This window comes from Spiroplasma sabaudiense Ar-1343 (assembly GCF_000565215.1).
Taxonomy (GTDB): Bacteria; Bacillota_I; Bacilli_A; order Mycoplasmatales; family Mycoplasmataceae; genus Spiroplasma_B; species Spiroplasma_B sabaudiense.
Window position 1 is genome coordinate 745,146 of the sequence record NZ_CP006934.1, and the last position, 18,182, is coordinate 763,327.

The 18,182-nt window shown below is 30.1% G+C and carries 15 protein-coding genes and 1 tRNA gene; 2 read left to right on the forward strand and 14 right to left on the reverse strand.

The window, feature by feature from the left end; all coding sequences use genetic code 4:
• Positions 1 to 124: 124 nt before the first annotated feature.
• The 7 genes from pstA to SSABA_RS03425 form a co-directional block, all read right to left on the reverse strand.
• Positions 125 to 2,296: a phosphate ABC transporter permease PstA gene (gene pstA, locus SSABA_RS03395; RefSeq protein ID WP_051464705.1), complete on the reverse strand. Its 2,172-nt coding sequence runs from the start codon at positions 2,294 to 2,296 to the stop codon at positions 125 to 127.
• A 37-nt stretch (positions 2,297 to 2,333) separates the two neighbouring features.
• Positions 2,334 to 3,452 carry a phosphate ABC transporter substrate-binding protein gene (gene ptsS, locus SSABA_RS03400; RefSeq protein ID WP_025251191.1) on the reverse strand — a complete coding sequence of 373 codons (1,119 nt, stop codon included), beginning with the start codon at positions 3,450 to 3,452 and terminating at the stop codon, positions 2,334 to 2,336.
• Positions 3,453 to 3,475: 23 nt separating this feature from the next.
• A complete protein-coding gene (locus SSABA_RS03405; protein ID WP_025251192.1) occupies positions 3,476 to 6,430 on the reverse strand; it encodes an AAA family ATPase in 2,955 nt (984 codons plus the stop codon).
• A 158-nt stretch (positions 6,431 to 6,588) separates the two neighbouring features.
• Entirely contained in the window at positions 6,589 to 7,272 is a 684-nt protein-coding gene (gene rnc, locus SSABA_RS03410) for a ribonuclease III (RefSeq protein ID WP_025251193.1), read from the reverse strand.
• Between the two features lie 2 nt (positions 7,273 to 7,274).
• Positions 7,275 to 8,294 carry a phosphate acyltransferase PlsX gene (gene plsX, locus SSABA_RS03415; RefSeq protein WP_025251194.1) on the reverse strand — a complete coding sequence of 340 codons (1,020 nt, stop codon included), beginning with the start codon at positions 8,292 to 8,294 and terminating at the stop codon, positions 7,275 to 7,277.
• A gap of 210 nt (positions 8,295 to 8,504) precedes the next feature.
• The gene (locus tag SSABA_RS03420) at positions 8,505 to 10,145 is read right to left on the reverse strand and encodes a DAK2 domain-containing protein (protein WP_025251195.1); all 1,641 of its coding nucleotides are present in this window, start codon (positions 10,143 to 10,145) and stop codon (positions 8,505 to 8,507) included.
• Between the two features lie 63 nt (positions 10,146 to 10,208).
• Positions 10,209 to 10,526 carry an Asp23/Gls24 family envelope stress response protein gene (locus SSABA_RS03425; protein ID WP_025251196.1) on the reverse strand — a complete coding sequence of 106 codons (318 nt, stop codon included), beginning with the start codon at positions 10,524 to 10,526 and terminating at the stop codon, positions 10,209 to 10,211.
• Positions 10,527 to 10,690: 164 nt separating this feature from the next.
• Here SSABA_RS03425 and rpmB point away from each other — a divergent pair, with 164 nt between their 5' ends.
• Both rpmB and SSABA_RS03435 read left to right on the forward strand, forming a co-directional pair.
• Positions 10,691 to 10,888 (forward strand): 50S ribosomal protein L28, encoded by a 198-nt coding sequence (gene rpmB, locus SSABA_RS03430; RefSeq protein ID WP_025251197.1) that lies wholly within the window; start codon positions 10,691 to 10,693, stop codon positions 10,886 to 10,888.
• A gap of 109 nt (positions 10,889 to 10,997) precedes the next feature.
• Positions 10,998 to 11,082 (forward strand) — tRNA-Leu (locus SSABA_RS03435).
• A gap of 50 nt (positions 11,083 to 11,132) precedes the next feature.
• On the opposite strand, the gene SSABA_RS03440 is transcribed toward SSABA_RS03435, so the two are convergent.
• The 7 genes from SSABA_RS03440 to SSABA_RS03470 form a co-directional block, all read right to left on the reverse strand.
• The gene (locus SSABA_RS03440) at positions 11,133 to 11,750 is read right to left on the reverse strand and encodes a thiamine diphosphokinase (RefSeq protein ID WP_025251198.1); all 618 of its coding nucleotides are present in this window, start codon (positions 11,748 to 11,750) and stop codon (positions 11,133 to 11,135) included.
• Positions 11,740 to 12,417, reverse strand: a complete 678-nt coding sequence (gene rpe, locus SSABA_RS03445; protein ID WP_025251199.1) for a ribulose-phosphate 3-epimerase — start codon at positions 12,415 to 12,417, stop codon at positions 11,740 to 11,742. The genes SSABA_RS03440 and rpe overlap by 11 nt, the downstream gene beginning before the upstream one ends.
• Positions 12,417 to 13,322 (reverse strand): ribosome small subunit-dependent GTPase A, encoded by a 906-nt coding sequence (gene rsgA, locus SSABA_RS03450; protein ID WP_051464707.1) that lies wholly within the window; start codon positions 13,320 to 13,322, stop codon positions 12,417 to 12,419. Before rsgA ends, rpe begins: the two co-directional genes overlap by 1 nt.
• Positions 13,323 to 13,394: 72 nt before the next feature.
• Positions 13,395 to 14,420 carry a serine/threonine-protein kinase gene (locus tag SSABA_RS03455; RefSeq protein WP_025251201.1) on the reverse strand — a complete coding sequence of 342 codons (1,026 nt, stop codon included), beginning with the start codon at positions 14,418 to 14,420 and terminating at the stop codon, positions 13,395 to 13,397.
• 42 nt (positions 14,421 to 14,462) lie between these two features.
• Positions 14,463 to 15,221 (reverse strand): PP2C family protein-serine/threonine phosphatase, encoded by a 759-nt coding sequence (locus tag SSABA_RS03460; protein ID WP_025251202.1) that lies wholly within the window; start codon positions 15,219 to 15,221, stop codon positions 14,463 to 14,465.
• Positions 15,221 to 16,279 carry a 23S rRNA (adenine(2503)-C(2))-methyltransferase RlmN gene (gene rlmN / locus SSABA_RS03465; protein WP_025251203.1) on the reverse strand — a complete coding sequence of 353 codons (1,059 nt, stop codon included), beginning with the start codon at positions 16,277 to 16,279 and terminating at the stop codon, positions 15,221 to 15,223. The genes SSABA_RS03460 and rlmN overlap by 1 nt, the downstream gene beginning before the upstream one ends.
• A gap of 58 nt (positions 16,280 to 16,337) precedes the next feature.
• A complete protein-coding gene (locus SSABA_RS03470) occupies positions 16,338 to 18,116 on the reverse strand; it encodes a hypothetical protein (protein WP_025251204.1) in 1,779 nt (592 codons plus the stop codon).
• Between the last annotated feature and the right edge of the window lie 66 nt (positions 18,117 to 18,182).

Consider the following 18,182-nt stretch of genomic DNA (forward strand, 5'->3'; position numbering starts at 1 on the left):
TTTAAACGCTTCTTTTTTAGCCTCTGATTCAGCAGCCTTTTTATTCTTTTTCTCTAATTTGATAGCCTTTGAATCAATAATAGTTTGATCATTTAATTCAACTGTTGAAAGAGAATCTTCTGTTTTATTTTTTGTTGGAATCATTTTTACCCCTCCCTTCCTTTAGGATATCCTTAATTACTTTTCGATTTTTTTTGCGATTGCCTCTTATTATTTTATTTCTTTTGAAGTTAAAAAGCAAAAGAAATTTTTTAAATCTTACAGTTGTTGCATACCAAAATTTTTTAAAGTCCGCAGCATAATTATGTTTAAAAATTCCTGAAAATAGCGCTGATCAATAAGCTAAAAATTTGACTGGGCGATATTTTGGATCTAACTTAACTGAAATCGTCTTACTAATGTAATTCAATAGCAATACTAATCCCAAGGTTACTAAAGCTAGCTGATAGGCTACACTCATTGTATTTGGGTTCCCTCCCTCGGCTGCCATCATGTAAATTTGAGTTGTCATCGTTGCCCCAGAAGACAAGAAACCTTCAGTTGGATAACGCACTGCTGTTCCTAAAGTTAGATAAACTGGCGCTGATTCACCAATTATTCGTGAAATCGCCAAAATTGATCCTGTTAAAATACCTTTCATCGCATTTGGAATAACAACCTTAATTGTTGTCATTGTTTTACTTAAACCCATTCCAATAGCGGCTTCCCGATAAGATTCTGGAACCGAGGTAATGGCATCCTTAAATGATGTAATAAGCGTTGGTAAAATTACTATTGTCATTGTTAGACTCGAAGCAAAAATAGACATTGGCAAGCCAAAAAAGACAATGAAAACCGTTAAACCAAAAACCCCAAAAACAATACTTGGTGTTGAAGCCAAGACATTTATTGAAAAATCTAAGACTTTTGTAAATTTACTTTTTGGACTTGCATATTCAGTTAGATAAATTGCCACTATTAAAGCTATTGGAAAAGCAAATAGCATTGTTGATAAAACCAAAAAGATTGTGACAATCATTGTAGCAAAAATTCCAGCCTTTTGACCTTCAAATTTTAAAAAGTATTCAAAGCCAAAGCCAACAAAACCCTTAATCGTCACTGTTAGGATAACTCAAAGCGTGAAAGAAATCACAATACTTGTCGCTAAAATCATTAAGAATTTTTTTCAAAAACTATAGAAATTTTTATAGCCGGTTCGCATGGCTGATGAACGAACCAAGACCCCCAATTTAATATCTTGGTATTTATATTCTCTTTGAACCTCCTCGGTCTCTTTAGCATCACTGCTGGGGTTTTTGGTTTTCAAAATATGGTTGCGGCGCTTTTTAGTTTTAAAGTTTGAAATAACAATAATTGAAAAATTAATTATTATAACTATGAAAAATAAAATCAATCCAATAGCATATAATGCAGATTCATGAATAGAACCATGATTTTCTAACATCTCCAAACCAATAGTTCCTGCAAGAGTTCGCACAGAAGAAAAGATAAAGCCTAAAAAACCGTCATTGGTGGTTAATCCAATGGTTGAGTTTCCAGCTATTAAAATAACCGCCATTGTTTCACCAATTATTCGAGCCATTCCTGTAATAATTGCTCCAATTATTTTTGTTCTAGCAGATCTTCTAACAACCTTAAAAGTTGTGAATTCCTTTGATAGCCCTAAACCAAGAGCTGCGAAACGATAACCATCAGGAACCGCATCAATCGCATTAATTGATAGTGTAATCATTGTGGGCAATGCCATAAATGCCAATGTGAAACCAGCTGTCATTAAGTTACCAGGTGAACGAGCTCCCATTGAAACAAAAATTGGTCCAATTTGATCTAATGCAAAAAGTCCAAAAACAACCGAAGGAATTCCTGCAAGTAATTGAATTACAGTAATAACGGTTCTTTTGGTTCGGTTAGACAAATACTCACAAATAAATAACGAAGTATAAATTGTAAGCGGAACTGCAAAAATCAAAGAAATTATAAGCATTGCTAGGGTTGAAATAATTGTACTTCAAATCCCATAACTGGCGCTGGGATCGTTATCAGCACCTGGTTGTCATTTTTCTGTAAAAATAAATTTAAAAAAACCAAATTCGTTAAATATCGGAATTGATTTAAAAACAATAAATCCTAATAAAATAATTAGTAAAAAGATTACAATTGCAGTAATCGAAATAATTACCGTCTTTGAAAAAACATCTAGTTTAGAAGTTTTAACTCTAGGTAATCCTGGATTTTTAGGATTTTTTTTACTCGGATTAACTTTTAAATTATCAGAACTAATCTGTGTTGTTGTCATTTAAGTACCTACTTCTAAAAATCGTGTTTAAGTTTATTTATCCAACTTTGTTTTGCGGATTTAAAACAACTTTTCTAATTAAACCTTCATCTCGATAAATATCTGAAATTAATCCATTTTGCGATTCTTCAATAATTCATATTAAAAATTTAGAAATTGCATCAATCTTTTGATTGAAACTATTAAAAATCGCAATAAATGGTCTTTGAAATTTATAAATCCCTTGCATTATCGCTTCTTCGTTAGTTATTGAGTTTTCAAGCGGCTCATTTAAAGAAATGATTGATTCTTTTTCTCAGTCTTGAATTCCATCATAATCAACAGGATTAGCTAGCCTAATGCCATCAATCGCACTAAGATACATTCCTGAACTCTTGGTTATTTTAGGTACAAAAGCATATGAAATATATCCAAATCCACCTGATTCGACCATTTGTAGCATCATTCCATTTGAGTTAACAACATTGGCAGCAGGCATATTTTTGACCCCTGTTAACGAAGAAAATGCATCTCTTGTCCCTGAACCATCTTCACGGGTAATTGGTAAAATTTTTTCATTAGCAACCTTATTAACAATTTCATCTGAAATCACTTCGCGGCTGTTTTTTTGAACAAAACGGGCTAGTTCATTTCAGGTGCTTTGAAAATCATAAATTTTTTGAAGCATTTGTTTTGATTCTAAATTTGTTTTATCAGCAAAAATAAAATTTAAGTTTTTTGATAGAATTGGATCTCAACTTGAAGGAGGATGATAAATAATAACAATTGCATCAACTGCAAACTCCAAAGCAACAGTGTCTTTTAATTGGGTTGGTGAAGAAAGTAGTCCAACCACTTCCTTATCGTTGCTTGTTGTTGCTTGTTGTGATCAAGTTCCAGTTGTCAAAGTTGATTCGGTTGCATCTTTTGAAATGAAACCAACTTCATAACTTCCATTTTGAACTCCAACAACCCCTGCTTGACTTCCTGTCGAATTATAAATAAAGTCTTTTTTTTCATTATTATAATAAGTTGTTGTCACCTTCTGCATTAATGGGTTAACGCTGGTACTGCCCCCCATTATATAGGAACGATTTGGCACAACCAACGTTCAAATTCATAAACCAGCTAGAATAATAAATATTAGCGATAGATAAATGGCGATTTTCTTGGTCATTTTTTCCCCCTGTTAAATTTTTTTTATCCTGTTGCCTCAACTAAGTTTTTAGCATCAACTAATTTTATTTGTACAATTTTTGTAATTCCTTTTGACTGCATTGTTGCTCCAAATAGAACTTGGCAATTTTCCATTGTTCCAGTTCTGTGTGTAACGACAATAAATTGGGTATTTTTTGTAAAAACTTTTAAATATTTTGCAAATCTTTCAACATTTGCTTGATCCAAAGGTGCCTCAACCTCATCAAGAATTACCATAGGAATAGGACGAACTTTAAGAATTGAAAACAAGACCGACAAAGCGACCATTGATTTTTCTCCTCCTGAAAGTAAGTTTATATTATTAATTTTTTTACCTGGAGGATTAATTTGAATATCAATTCCTGAATTCAACAAATCTTCTGGATCAGTGTAAATTAATTTTGCTGAACCACCTCCAAAGAGCGCGGTAAAAGTCTCAGGTAAAGTCTGATTAACTTCTGAAATAACCTTTTTAAATTGAGTTACCATTTGATTGTCCATATTAAGAATTGCAATTTCTAAATTTTTAATACTCATTTGAACTTCATTTGTTTCACTAACATAAAATTGATAGCGATCATTTTCTTCTTGAAATGCTTCAATTGAATCCAAGTTTACATTTCCTAAATTTTTAATTTCGTTGCTCAAATCGATAATTTGGCGGCGAGTTATTTCTTCATTTGTTATTTCGATTTCGTTATTTTCGCTTGCGGCTTCAACTGTTAAGCCATAATTTTGCACTAAACGCGTTGATGATGTATTTAATTTTTCACTAATTAATACGGCATCTCTTTTTAACTCGTAATCCTTATCCTTCAAAGCCGAAAGTAACTTGCGTTTCTCATTGGTTGAATCATTTAGTAGGTTTTGGCGTTCTAAAGATTTATCTTTTAAACTTCTAGCAACATTTAATTGTTGTTGTAATTCTTCTTTTAAATTATCTGAGGCTATAATTTCTTTTGTCAGTTCTAAAATTTCTTCTTCAATTGATGATGAAATATTTTCTTGACTGTCAATATCTTTTCCCGTAATTATTCGATATTCTTCTCTAGCCTCAATAATGTCAATGTTTATTATTTCAATATTTTTTCTTGCAGCTCCAATAAATGATTGTTTTTGAGATATTTCCTCACGAATCTGTTCTGAGGTTTTTTTCAATTCTTTAATATTTTGATTTACTGTACTTTGATTTTCTGATAAAGTAGCCAATTCCTGTTCGAGTTCTTGAATTCGTGAAGCATTATTTAGTGAAGAAATTTTTAATTTTCTGGAACCACCAACAATTGCTCCGTTTGGCAAGATTCTTTCACCATCCAAAGTTGCAATGTTATGTTTATAGTTGATAAGCTTAGCTATTTCTCTAGCTTCATCAAAATTATTTACAACAATTGTTGTTCCTAAAATATAGTCAATTGCTTTTTGATATTTAGCATCAATTTTAACTAAATCGTTTCCAAATCCAACAAATCCTTTGGCTTTTTTAATAACAAATTTTTGTTCATCACTGATGAAATTTGGTCGAATACTACTTAAAGGAATAAAGGTTGCATAACCTGCTTTATTTAATTTCAAAAATCTTATAATTTCCTTAGCTGATTCTCCTGAATCAATAACAATATTTTGTAAAGCTGCTAGTATTAGCGCTCCAATTGCTTGTTCATGCTCTTTTTCAACACTAATCAAATCTTGAATTGTTCCAATAACTCCTGGTAGGATGTGTTTATTATTTAAAACGTTTTTTACACCATCAAAAAGATCATCATTTGACGCTTGTTTTTGCTTCAAGTCATCAAGGGTTGATTCGACCTTTGCGATACTGCGACCTAATTTACCCAAGCTTTCGTTTAATTCATCTAGACTTGTAGATGTTTTTTTAAGAGAATCTTGAAGTTCTAAATTTGAATTATTTAAATTTTTTAACTTCTCTTTTTCGCTAGTTAAATTTAAATTTAATTTTTTGGTTTCGCTTATTAGTTGCGATGCTTTAAACTCTTCGTTACCTGTTGAAGTGTTTTTTTGTTGGTTTTCAAAGGCGATTTTCTTAACTTTTAAATTTCCAATTTTCTCGATCACACTAGTGAATTCATCATTTAATTTTATAATTTCTTTTTCACTTTTGAAATTATGACGCGAAATTTCATTAAATTCGCTTTCTTCAGCTGCGGTGATTCTTGCTAAATCCGATATTTCATTTCGAAGAACCAATTTTTCTTGGTTTAATTCGGCAAGTTTTTTTTCATAAATTTGAATATCTTTAATTAAAATTGCAATTTCAATATTTTTTAACTGCTCAAATTTTTCTGAGTATACTTTGGCCTTTTCGGCTTGGTTTTTTAAATTTGGCAGTTTACGTTCAATTTCATTAATTATGTCATTTAGGCGATCCAAATTTTCTTGAGTTCGTGCCAATTTTCTAATTGACTCGATTTTGCGTTTTTTATATTTTGCAATTCCTGCTGCTTCATCAAACAATTCACGACGCTCGTCTGGCTTAGATTCAACAAATTGGCTCACTGTTCCTTGAGATATAATTGCTAAACTAGACTTTGTTAAACCAGTTTCTAAAGCAATATCTTGAATGTCTTTTAAACGAACACGATTTTTATTTATATAAAATTCGCTCTCTTTTGTTAATCTAAAATAGCGACGCGTGATTTCAACTTCATCATATTCTAAAGATGCGAACTTTTTTTGAGAATTATTAAAAACCAAAGTAACTTCAGCCATATTTAATGGTGCATGATTTGCGCTTCCCGAGAAAACTATATCTTCCATGTTATCACCACGCAATGATTTTGAAGATTGTTCACCCAATGCTCATCGAATAGCGTCATTAATGTTTGATTTTCCTGAGCCATTTGGACCAACAACTCCGGTCATCTCATAATCAAAATTTAAAATTGTTGGTTCTGCGAATGATTTAAAACCAAATGCTTCAATTTTTTTTAAAAATAACATATTCATCATTCCTTTTGGTAATACCTATTAATTTAACTTTGTTTATTATATACGATTTTCAAGATTATTAAAAAAAATATATATAGTTCTTTTTTTAATTTTATAAAAATTAAAAAAACTATTTGAGTTAAGGATATAACTTAAATAGTTTTAAAAAATTATTTTTTTAATTTTTGAAGACAATCTTTTGCAGACATTTGTTCAGCTTCTTGTTTAGAGAATCCTTCACCGATTCCATATTGAAACCCTTCCAAAAAAAGAGCAACTTGGTATCTTGTGCGATTATGAGTGGTGTGATTAGAATCAATTACCTTATAAACTAAATCGTGGCGATTTTCAGCTTGTAGCAACTCTTGTAGCTCTGATTTAAAATCAACGTTTTTATCCATAAAACCTGGTTCTGAAATATATTTCAACATTGTTTGATTAAGCCACTTTTGTAAAATTTCATGGCCTTGATCAAGATAAATTGCAGCTGTAAAAGATTCAAATACATCAGCTAGAATACTACTTTTTTCATAACCTTTTGAGTTTATTTCACCGATTCCAAGTCGAATAATTGAACCGATTTTTATTTCCTTTGAAATGGCTGCTAGAGTTTCTTCTCTTACAGAATTACTTCGATATTTTGTTAATACCCCTTCTTTTTCGTTAGGAAATTCGTTAAAAAAGTATAACGAAACATACATTTGTAAGATTGCATCTCCTAAGAACTCAAGTCGCTGATAAGTGAAACCAGCTCTTTTCTCGTTTGCATAAGAATTATGTGTTAGTGCTTCTTCATAAAGTTTTAGGTTTTTTGGAATAATACTAAATTTTCCAAGAAAATCCCCTATATTCATTTCTAAACCCCTTCCGATTCTTTAAGTAGAATTTCTAATTTTTTATCAATTTCATTTGATATGGCATCATAGGTCATTCTTAGAGTTGCATGAAAAGACCTTAAATCGCTTGAACCATGAGATTTAAAAGCAATTTTTTGAACCCCTAGCAAAATTGCACCGGCATGGTTTTTGTAGTCAAATTTGGCAGCAACTTCTTTAAAGGCCGGTTTTAAAGAAAGTGCTGCAAGTTTTCTAAAAAACCCTTTTGTCACTGATTTTTTAATTTCTGAGAGCAATTTTTTACCCATACCTTCAATTGATTTTAAGGCAATGTTCCCTGTAAAACCATCAGTAACAATAATATCAACGTCTCCTGAAATTATTTCTCTTGGTTCAATATTTCCATAGAAATTAATCTTTGGACTTTCTTCAAGTAATTTATAAGTTTGAATTTGCAAATCCTTACCCTTAGATTTTTCCTCTCCGATATTTAAGAGACCTACTAAAGGGTTAGAAATTCCCTGAGTTGACTTCGAATAAGCAGTTGCCATAATTGCAAAATTCAATAAATCATTTGGATCATTTTCAATATTTGCACCAACATCCAACAGCAAGACAATCTTATCTTTAATAACAGTTGGTATCGTCGGCATAAAACCTGGTCGACTTACCCCCTCAAATTCTTTTAAAATAAAGTGAGATCCGGCAATAAAACTTGCGGTGCTACCTCCAGTTACCATCCCATTTGCTTTGTCATCTCTAACAATTTCCAAAGCCTTTACCATTGATGAATTTTTCTTACGACGTATTTCTAAAATGCCGTCAGTCATCTTTATTGTCTCTGTTGTAGGAAAAATCTCATAACGGTCGGCAACTTTTTTAGCCTTTCCATTACAATCCAATTCATTTTGAATTTCATCTTGGTTACCTACTAAAATAATTTTTAAATCTTTTTTTTCAGTTAATATCTTTATTGCTGCTCCAATCGCTGGTTTAACACCAAGATCAGATCCCATAACATCAAACGCTATCGTCTTCATACAATCCTCCATTTTATAAAATTCTCAACTATTAGAATTTTTATTGCTGTTTCTATTATTAATATTACTATTAATTAACTGAAATTAAATAATTAAATTCAAAGAATTTCGAATTTAATAGAAATTATTTTATCATTAAAATAATTTTAAAGTTAAAAAATAAAAATTCTTTTAGTTTCATTGAAAAACCAAAAGAATTTAAAATCATATTTATTCAATTCCGATAATAAAATCGTAAATTTCTTGGCCACCTTCAACGATTTCATATTCAACATCAAAATTTTCATCTAAAAATTTTCTTAAATCATTAATGTCGTTGGCAGAAGCATCTGTACCTGAAAAAATTGTAAGAATCTCTGTTTTATTTGTAATGTTTTTACCAAGAACTTTTTCAAATACGGTTCTTGTTGATTCACCAGCAAAAACAATTTTACCATCAATCATTCCCAATTTTTGCCCTTCTTTAATTTTTATATTGTCAACTAGCGAATCTCTTGACGCTGTTGAAATCGAAAAACTAATTACCTCTTTAGAAACACGGTTCAAATTTGATTCATTTTTTCTTGGAGTTTCACTTGGGTCATAATTCAGGAACGCCACCATTCCTTGAGGAATTGTTTTGGTCGGAATAACAAAAACTTTGGATTTCTTTTCAAGCTCTTTGGCCTGTTTTGCTGCCATTATAACATTTGAGTTATTTGGTAAAATAAAAACATTTTTAGCATCAACAGATTCAATAGCTTTCATAAAGTCTGTTGTTGAAGGATTCATTTTAGAACCTCCGTTGATTACAAAATCAACATTCAGCTCTTTTTTAAAGTATTTACTTATTCCATCTGATGGAACAACTGCAATAGTTGCAAATTCATTAACTAAATTACGTTTGTTTTTGATTTGGGTGTGACTTACTGGTTTTGCGCCTTTTACTTGACGATCTGCTTGTAAGCTCATATTATCTACTTTAATTGAGTTAAAATCGCCAAATTGTTGTAAAAAAGTCAATACTTGTCCTGGATTCAGAGCATGGGTATGGATTTTTAAAATATCTTCATCTTTAACAGCAACAATTGAATTATTTCCATACTCAGACAGTTGTTGCCTTACGCTGTCAACCTTCATTTTTGAAATTCAATCAGATGTCAGCATTACAACAGCTTCTGTACAATAACCAAATTCAGAATCTTCAATGTCCAAATCAAGATTCCCGCCTTCGTTGGTTTCTAGTTTTTTCTTACGAGAAATAGTTTTGTCTTTTACAATTACACTTTGCATTCCCTCAAGAAATTTTAATAAACCATATCCACCACTATCAACAACTCCAACATCTTTTAAAGCTTGTAAAAGATTAGGGGTATTGTTAAGGGAAACTGTCGCAGCTTCAATAACTACATTTCAAAAATCTTTTTCTGAGATGCTGTCGTCTAATTTTTGAACAGCTTCACTAGTTTCTCTAATTACTGTCAAAATAGTTCCTTCAACTGGTTTCATTACAGCAGAATATGCAACTTCTTGAGCTTGAGAGAAACATTTTTTTCAGGTCGCTACATCTAAATCTTCTGCATTTTCCATTCCTTTTGAAAAACCTTTCATGATTTGAGAAAAGATAACTCCTGAGTTACCTCGAGCTCCCATTATTAAACCACGAGAAAATTTTTGCATTAATTGGCGAAAATCTTTAAATTCTGATTTGTTAATTTCTGAATAAGCATTTGTTAATGTTAAATTCATATTAGTTCCGGTATCCCCATCTGGTACAGGAAAGACATTTAATTTATCTATATATGGATAATTGTTATATAGATTATTTGCACCACTACTTATCATAGTTTTTAGCATTTTTACATTCTTCATTTTAATCACCTTAAGTTTCTCTAAATTAAAAATATTTTTTTCAAATTGAAAATTAAAAAGTTGTTATTTGGCTAAATCGTCAACAGCAACATCAACATAATAACTATTAGTGAAATTTGAGAGTTTTTCCAACTCATATTTAACACGAATTTGAACTTCAGTAACAACGTCTTTTATGTTGACACCATTCATTAGTATTATGTGAATTTTTAATCTATGTATTTTTTCGGTGATCGATATTTCAATAGCTTTATCAATCGAGGTTGTTGCGTTAACAACTCCGCTTTCCTTATCAACCTCTGCAAAAGACATTAATCCAGGAATTGTTATAACAGCCTCTCTGATAACTTTTAAAGTACCCTCATTCATCAAATTATTCATAAACTCACCACCAATTATATCAAAAAAAATTAAATGTGTTAAACTTTTAACAATATTTTTTTTGATTTATAAATATATATTACTACATTTTTAAATTATTTATAAAAAATTATTGTAATTATTTATCATATCTTGTATTATATATTAGTCGTGAGGTGAATAATATGGCAAGAAAAGATAGTTTGACCGGAAAAGGTCCTCTTTCAGGTAATAAAAGATCACATGCTTTAAATGCAACTAGAAGAAAATGAAATCTGAACCTTCAAAAAGTAAGGGTAATGGACGAAAAAGGAACTATGATTACATTAAAAGTTTCTGCTAGAACCTTAAGAACCTTGAAAAAAAACGAAAAAATCGTTTAATATGAGCCAACTTAAAAGGTTGGTTTTTTTATTAATAGAACTTGTTAAAAGATTAATTTTATTAAAAATCATAAAATAAGGATTTTCTTGTTATAATTATCAAGTAAATGCCCTCTTGGCGGAATTGGTAGACGCAGCAGACTCAAAATCTGCCGAGGTAACTTGTATCGGTTCGACTCCGATAGAGGGCACCATTTAATATGAATAAATAAATAAAAACTTCTTTTTTAAAAGAAGTTTTTATTTATTTAGTTAATATCATGCATATATCTTCATCACTTTCAATGGCACCATCAACATAAGGCACAAAGCAATTTGAAATTGCCGCGAGACTATATGGTTCTAAAGATAAATTTTTGGCTTCGTACTTTAAATTTTCAATATTAACTTTTGTTGGGCAATTTGCAACAAAAGAAATGTAAGTATAATCTTGATATTTTTCAAATGAAATAATATTTTTACCCTTTTTTAGTAATAAGATTAGACTTTTATCTGACAAGATGCGAACACCATATTTAAATGCAAAGTTCAGGCTAGCAAGATTCATATCGTGTCTTATCGTTGGATTGGCAAGATATAAAATATCAGAATATCCTTCTTTCATGGCTCACAAAATTGCAACTTCCCCATCTATTAAGTCTTTTTCGGGGTTCAAGATTTCTATTTTATTTGCTTTGGATTTTATGACTTCTAATTCCTCGCTACTTACATGGTCAAAATCTGCAATAGCTAAGTCAACTGGAATATTTTTGTTTATTAAATCAAAACAACCCCGTTCAACTCCAATGAAAAAAGCATTTTTGAAATTTTTTAGAGGGATTTGATTTTCATTTGTAACGATAATGGCATTTTTAGTTATCATCTTTTTTTAGTATCTCCAAACGTTCTTGAATGTCTTTTTGACCAAATAAGTAGCTACCAGCCACAATCATATCAACTCCTGCTTTTTTAACTAGTTCTGCAGTTTGTGAATTTATGCCTCCATCAACTTCAATTGTCAAAGATAATTTTTTTTCATTAATAATTTTTTTTAAGCATGAAATATTTGTTAAGGCGTTGCTTTCAAATTTTTGACCTCCAAAACCCGGGAAAACACTCATTACTAGAACATTGTCTAAAATTGATAAGTAGTCTTTAATTTCCTCAACTGTTTTATCCGGGTTAATCGCAAGACTAGCTTTAATTTTGTTATCTTTACAAATTTTTACAAATTCCTTAATTTCTAAGTCATTCAGTGCTTCAAAATGCATTGTCATCATTGCTGGCTTGCATTCAATAAATGGCATCAAAAAATCTATTAGCTTTGGCTGTTTATTTTTTATCATAAAATGAATGTCAATTTTTAAATCAATATTGCTAATAATATCTTTTAAAATTTTAGGACCAAAAGTTAAATTAGGTACAAAATCAAAATCCATTACATCATAGTGTATTCACTCGACTTTAAGTTCTTTTAATTGGGTTAGTTCGGTTTTTAAATCTCAAAAATTTGCACTTAAAACACTGGGAGCAATTATATATTTTTTCATTAAAATTTTTTTCTACTTTCTATTTTTTTGATTTCTTCTATCATTTTTAAATAATCATTGTAAATAAATTCGGGAAAATCTCGTAACTCAACACTTCTTTTTATAAAACATTGCGGCGATGATTCAATATGAAGGCAGTCCCTAAACTTACATTTTCCCAAATTATCTTTAAAAAATTGATAACTTTGAGATAGTTCGGTTTGTGAAACATTATCTAATTCAAATGACGAAAAACCCGGAGTGTCGCCAATGTAGCCATTGTTAACAAAAAAAAGTTCATTTTTGGTAGTTGTGTGTCGTCCGCGATTCAAAGCCTTCGAGATTTCTTGAGTTTTTTCAGAAAGTCCTGGTATTAAGTGGTTTAGTGTTGTTGACTTACCAGCGCCTGTTTGACCAGTAAAAACCGAGATTTTATTTTTTAAAATATTTTTAAAAGCTTCTCAATTATCATTGGTTTCAACTTTATTATTTATAAGAAAACTATCATAACCAAGTTTTTTATAACCTTGAATTTCTTTTAAAAATTCATGGTCATGTGGTATTAAATCTGTTTTAGTAAATGCGAGAATTGGCTTTATTTCCAAAATTTCGACAAAAGCTAAATACTTATTTAATATATAACTAGCAAAATCGGGATTTGAAACTGATGTAACTATTACAACTTGATCGATATTTGCGATTCTTGGGCGCTTTAGCTCGTTTCTTCGTTTTTGAATTCCTGTTATTGATCCCTTTTTGTTGACTCCATCAAGAATTTCAAAAAAAGCTAAATCTCCAACCGTTAATTTAATCTGTTGATGCCTTAATGATCCAATTGCCTTACACTCAAAAACTTCATTTTCAAATAAAACGTAGCAATATTCACTAACTATTTTTAAAATTAATCCTTGCAAATTTGAATCCAACTTCTTTCCCTCTTTATTATAAATTGATTTAGCAATTTTTAAATAAAAAAAACTAATTAGAAAAAATTAGTTTTAAACAAATAAAATAATTAAAACCAAACCTAAAATCAACATTAACATTACAACGCAGTATATTGCAATAAAATGAGGTTTTAAAAACCTTGGCATTCTGTCATAGTTATTCCCTATTTTTATAGATTTTTTAGCAGATTTTGAATTTTTTAGATTTACCACTCTTTTTGAGTTTCATGGCTTTGTTTTTTCTGTTGAATCATTTGAGATTTTTAATAATTCATCTCTAAAGGCTTGCATATTTTTGTACCTATCAACAGGATTTTTCTCAATTGATCTTAAAATTAAATTATTTAGAGCCATCGGAATATTCTTGTCTACCATTATTGGCGGGGTTGGGATTTCCTTGACGTGTTTTGCTGCAATAATTTCTGGAGTTTTTCCTATAAAAGGAGCTTGTCCAACCGTCAATTCATAAAGCATTATTCCCAAAGAATACATATCGCTCAAAGGAGTTGGTTTTTGGTGAGCAATAATTTCTGGGGGCATATATTTGGGAGTCCCAATTGCTTTTGAAGATTCTTGATTTTCTTGTTCCATCATTATTGAAATTCCAAAGTCACCCAGTTTTACTTGGCCTGACTTGGTTAAAAGAACATTATCGGGTTTAATATCTCTATGAACAATTCCAATTTCGTGAGCTTCAATTAAAGCATTACTTATTTGCCCAAAGTAATGTTTTAGTTCAGGTAATGTCATTGGTCCAAAATCCAAAAGTCTATCTTTTAGTGTTCCACCATTTACCAATTCTAAGACAATAAATCAATCAGTTCCATTTTGAATAACATCGTACAGTTTAACAACATAAGGGTTTTGACCTAATTTAGCAAAGGCTTCCTTTTCAATATCAAAACGCATTTGGGCAGTATCTTTAACTACCATTGCTTCAGCAATTGCTTTAACAGCAACTCGCTCATGTGTTCAGACATCCTCTGCTTCAAAAACCGAAGCCATTCCGCCTTTACCAATCGGTTTTACTACATTGTATCTTCCTGCAATTAGGTCACCTTTTTTATATTCCTTCATGAAAACCTCCAATACATTAATAATAACAAAAAAGTAGAATTATTATTCTACTTCAATAATTAATATTGATAAATTATCTGTTGACATATTGTCTTTGGCATCGTTAATGATTAAGCTTGCTTTGTCTTTCAATTTTTGTTTCTTGTTCATTAATGTACTTATTACTATGTCTTCATCCATATAATCATGAACTCCATCAGTTGTTAAAATATATATCCCCTCAGGATCTTCGATAAAATAAGTATCAATTCTTAAGGTTTTGGCTGGACCCAGAGCACTTGTTAAAACCTTTCAAAAAGTAACTTCTGTTGCTTTATCATACATTCCACTCATTTGAATATCTTTTCTTTCAGCTTCAGGGGTTGAATTTCATAGATTCTGGTCTTGAGACACTTGAAATAGTCGTTCATCAACAACCTTGTAAGTTCTTGAATCACCAACATTAATAACATATGCAGAATTATTTGCATATAAAATTGCTGTTAAAGTTGTTCCCATATCTTTTGTTGTTAAATCTTGATCAGCATAATCAATCATATCATTTAAAATATCTGTTACTGAATTTCTTAATCAACGGTTAATTTGACCATTATCCATTCCTTCAAAATTATGTGCCATGAATAACTTGCCAAATTTATCAACCGCCATTTTGCTAGCAATTTCTCCGTGAGCATGACCACCCATCCCATCGCACACTATTCCAAATGCTTGACCTTTATTATTTTCAAAAAAATCCAAGTTATCTTGATTCATTTTTCTATAATTACCGATATCTGTCAATTTTGTGTATTTAAATTTCATTACTTAATAATCCCTTCTCGAATAGCTCTTAGTTGTCCACAAGCAGCATCTATATCTGCACCGAATTCTTTTCTAACAATGCAATTTATTTTTTTTGATTTTAGTGCCTTAAAGAAACTGTCAATGTTTGTGGATTTTCTAAAAGGGTTTTCCCTGACCTCATTATAAGGAATTAAATTTACATAGGCATTTTTTCCTCTTATTAGTTGGGCTAATTGATGGGCGTTCTCAACCGAATCGTTCACATTATCAATTAAAATGTACTCAAAAGTTATTCTTCTATTAGTCTTTTCAATGTAATAGTCAACTGCTTCCATTAATTTTTCTAAAGGGAAAGCTTTGTTTATTGGCATAATTGAATTTCTAATTGCATCATTTGGAGCATGCAAAGAGATGGCTAAGTTTGCTTGAAGTTGTAAATCTGCAAATGCTTTAATTTTTGGTACAAGCCCGCATGTAGAGACCGTAATGTGTCTAGCTCCAATCCCAAATGCTTTTGGAGAATTTAAAATTTCAATAAAATCTAGTGTGTTTTGATAATTATCCAGCGGCTCACCAATTCCCATAACAACAATATGGCTTACACGACTTTTAGGATTTTTATCATCCCCTGAATATTTTTTTCTCAAATACTGATTAACATAATATACTTGGGCAATTATTTCATCTACCTCAAGATTTCTTATTTTTTTAATAATTCCTGATGCGCAAAAAGTACATCCCATATTACATCCGACCTGAGTCGTAACGCAAACTGATTGGCCATAACTTTGAGGCATTAATACAGTTTCAATTGTTTTGTTATCGTTTAGTTTAAAAAGAAATTTCACAGTTCCATCAGCTGATTCCTGGCAGATTAATTGTGTTAGCAAATTATTTGAAAAATTATTTTTTAAAAAATCTCTAAGTGATAAGCTTAGATTTGTCATTTTCGAAAAATCCAACTCATTTTTATGATATATTCACTCAAAAATTTGGTCGGCATTAAACTTTTTAAAATTATTTTCAGCAAGCAATTCTTGCAACTTTGTATTAGTGTATCTTAAAATATTATTCATTGCAAAAAATCTCCTAATTAATTATATCATAAATAAATTATTAGAAAATGGTAAATGTTTAACCAACATCTAATTTAAGCATATCTATTTTATAAAAAAAGACAATTATTGCAAATTGTCCAAGGCATAATTTAAATCTTTTTTTCTTTAATGCAAATCATCCAATTGTTGAAGCAACAATGACTATTCCAGCAACAGTTGAAGAAATAATTACAATAAGTAGATTTTTTTTCTTTTCAGAGCCTAATTTATTGTCGGAAATTTTAAAATCGAATTGTTTTTCTCCGCGTAACTTATCAGATTTACCAACAACATTTAATGATCTTATATTTTCGTCTACAGTTTTAGTTTTACCTTCCTCAACATAAAAGTCAACATCAGGAATAAAGGATTCGTTTGCAAAATTTTCTTTTAAAATTTCACAAACTTTGTTTATGAAATCGATTTTATTTAAATTACCTTTAAAAAGTAAATTAATTTTTTCAAGTTTTAAATCACCCAAATTAAAAAATATCGTTTTTGAATCATCATGGTCTTTTTTTTCGGAACTAAAATCTTCAGAGCCTTCCTTAACAACGCTATTAGAAACACCATCATTGATTTCATTTAAATTATCATTACTAGAATCTAGTTTTTGATTACTATTAGATTTTGAATTTTGGTCAGAATCTTTGAAATTGATGCGATCTTGATTTTTGTCAGTGATTTTCTCACCATCTAGAAAGTCTTCTGTAACTTGATCTTTGGGGGTTTTTTCTAAATTTTCAATAGTTTTTTCTTTTAAGTCTTTATCAGGAATTAATTGTGAATTTATTTTAGAATCATTTTCTATTTTAGCATCAGAAGTTTCTTCTAAATTTATACTAGATTCTATAGTATCATCTTCATAATCTAAATTTAATTTTCAGTTTATTTGTCCCTCGTTTATAAAATCAGAATTTTTAATTTTAAATTTTGTGGGATTTAAAAATTGTGATTTTCTATCAATAATAGATTTTTTAAAATCTTCATACGACATTTCGTTAAATTCAACTACTATTTCTGAATTATATTTTTTTATAAGCACAAGTTCAGTAACTTTTTTGATTCCTTCATTGATGCCTTCATACATGTTATCAATTGTGTCATTAATTACAATTTCTTCCTCTAGATCCGAATATTTTTCTTTAGACAAATCAATACGAGGATAAATCTTAGGATAACTAATTATGACTTTTTTAATTTTTAAAAAGGCGATTGAGCGGTTGTAGTGAGCTTTTTTTCAACCTTTTTTCACAACACCAGCAGCCACAACTCCCTTAAGCAAGATTGCCGATTTTTTTATATCAAAATTATAGTCAAGTGTTGCGGTGGCCTCAACTGAATTTTGATTATTTCCGTGCTTTAAATTCAAATTTGCAATTTGCTTTTTTGATTTCAATTCGACATTTGCTGTAGTAGTTTTAATTTCAAGGGGTTTAATTTCATTATCGTGGTAAAAATTTCATGATAATTCACTAACCACTTTAACTTTGGCGTGATTCATTTGGTATTCACTCAAATAAATATCATTATTTTTCAAGTTTATTTCTTTAAGATTTTCGTTTTCCTGAGTAATTATCTCGTTACTTAAAAATACCCCTGGAACATCAGCATAAGAATCGATAAAATCATTAGAACTAAGCAGTTCTTTATTAATTGTTTCTGTTTGAGATTCTAGTTTATCTAAAAACCTTAAACTTCTGCTTTGTTTTAGTGATTTTGAGGGTTCAAGTATTTGGGAATTCTTGGCGGGGATGATTGGAATTAATAACATTGGAAATAATAATAAAAATATTAGAGTAAGTTTCTTTTTCATTTTGCACCTCGATTTACTTTCGTTGATTTTTTTGAAAAAAACAAAAAAAACTCAAAATTTTGAGTT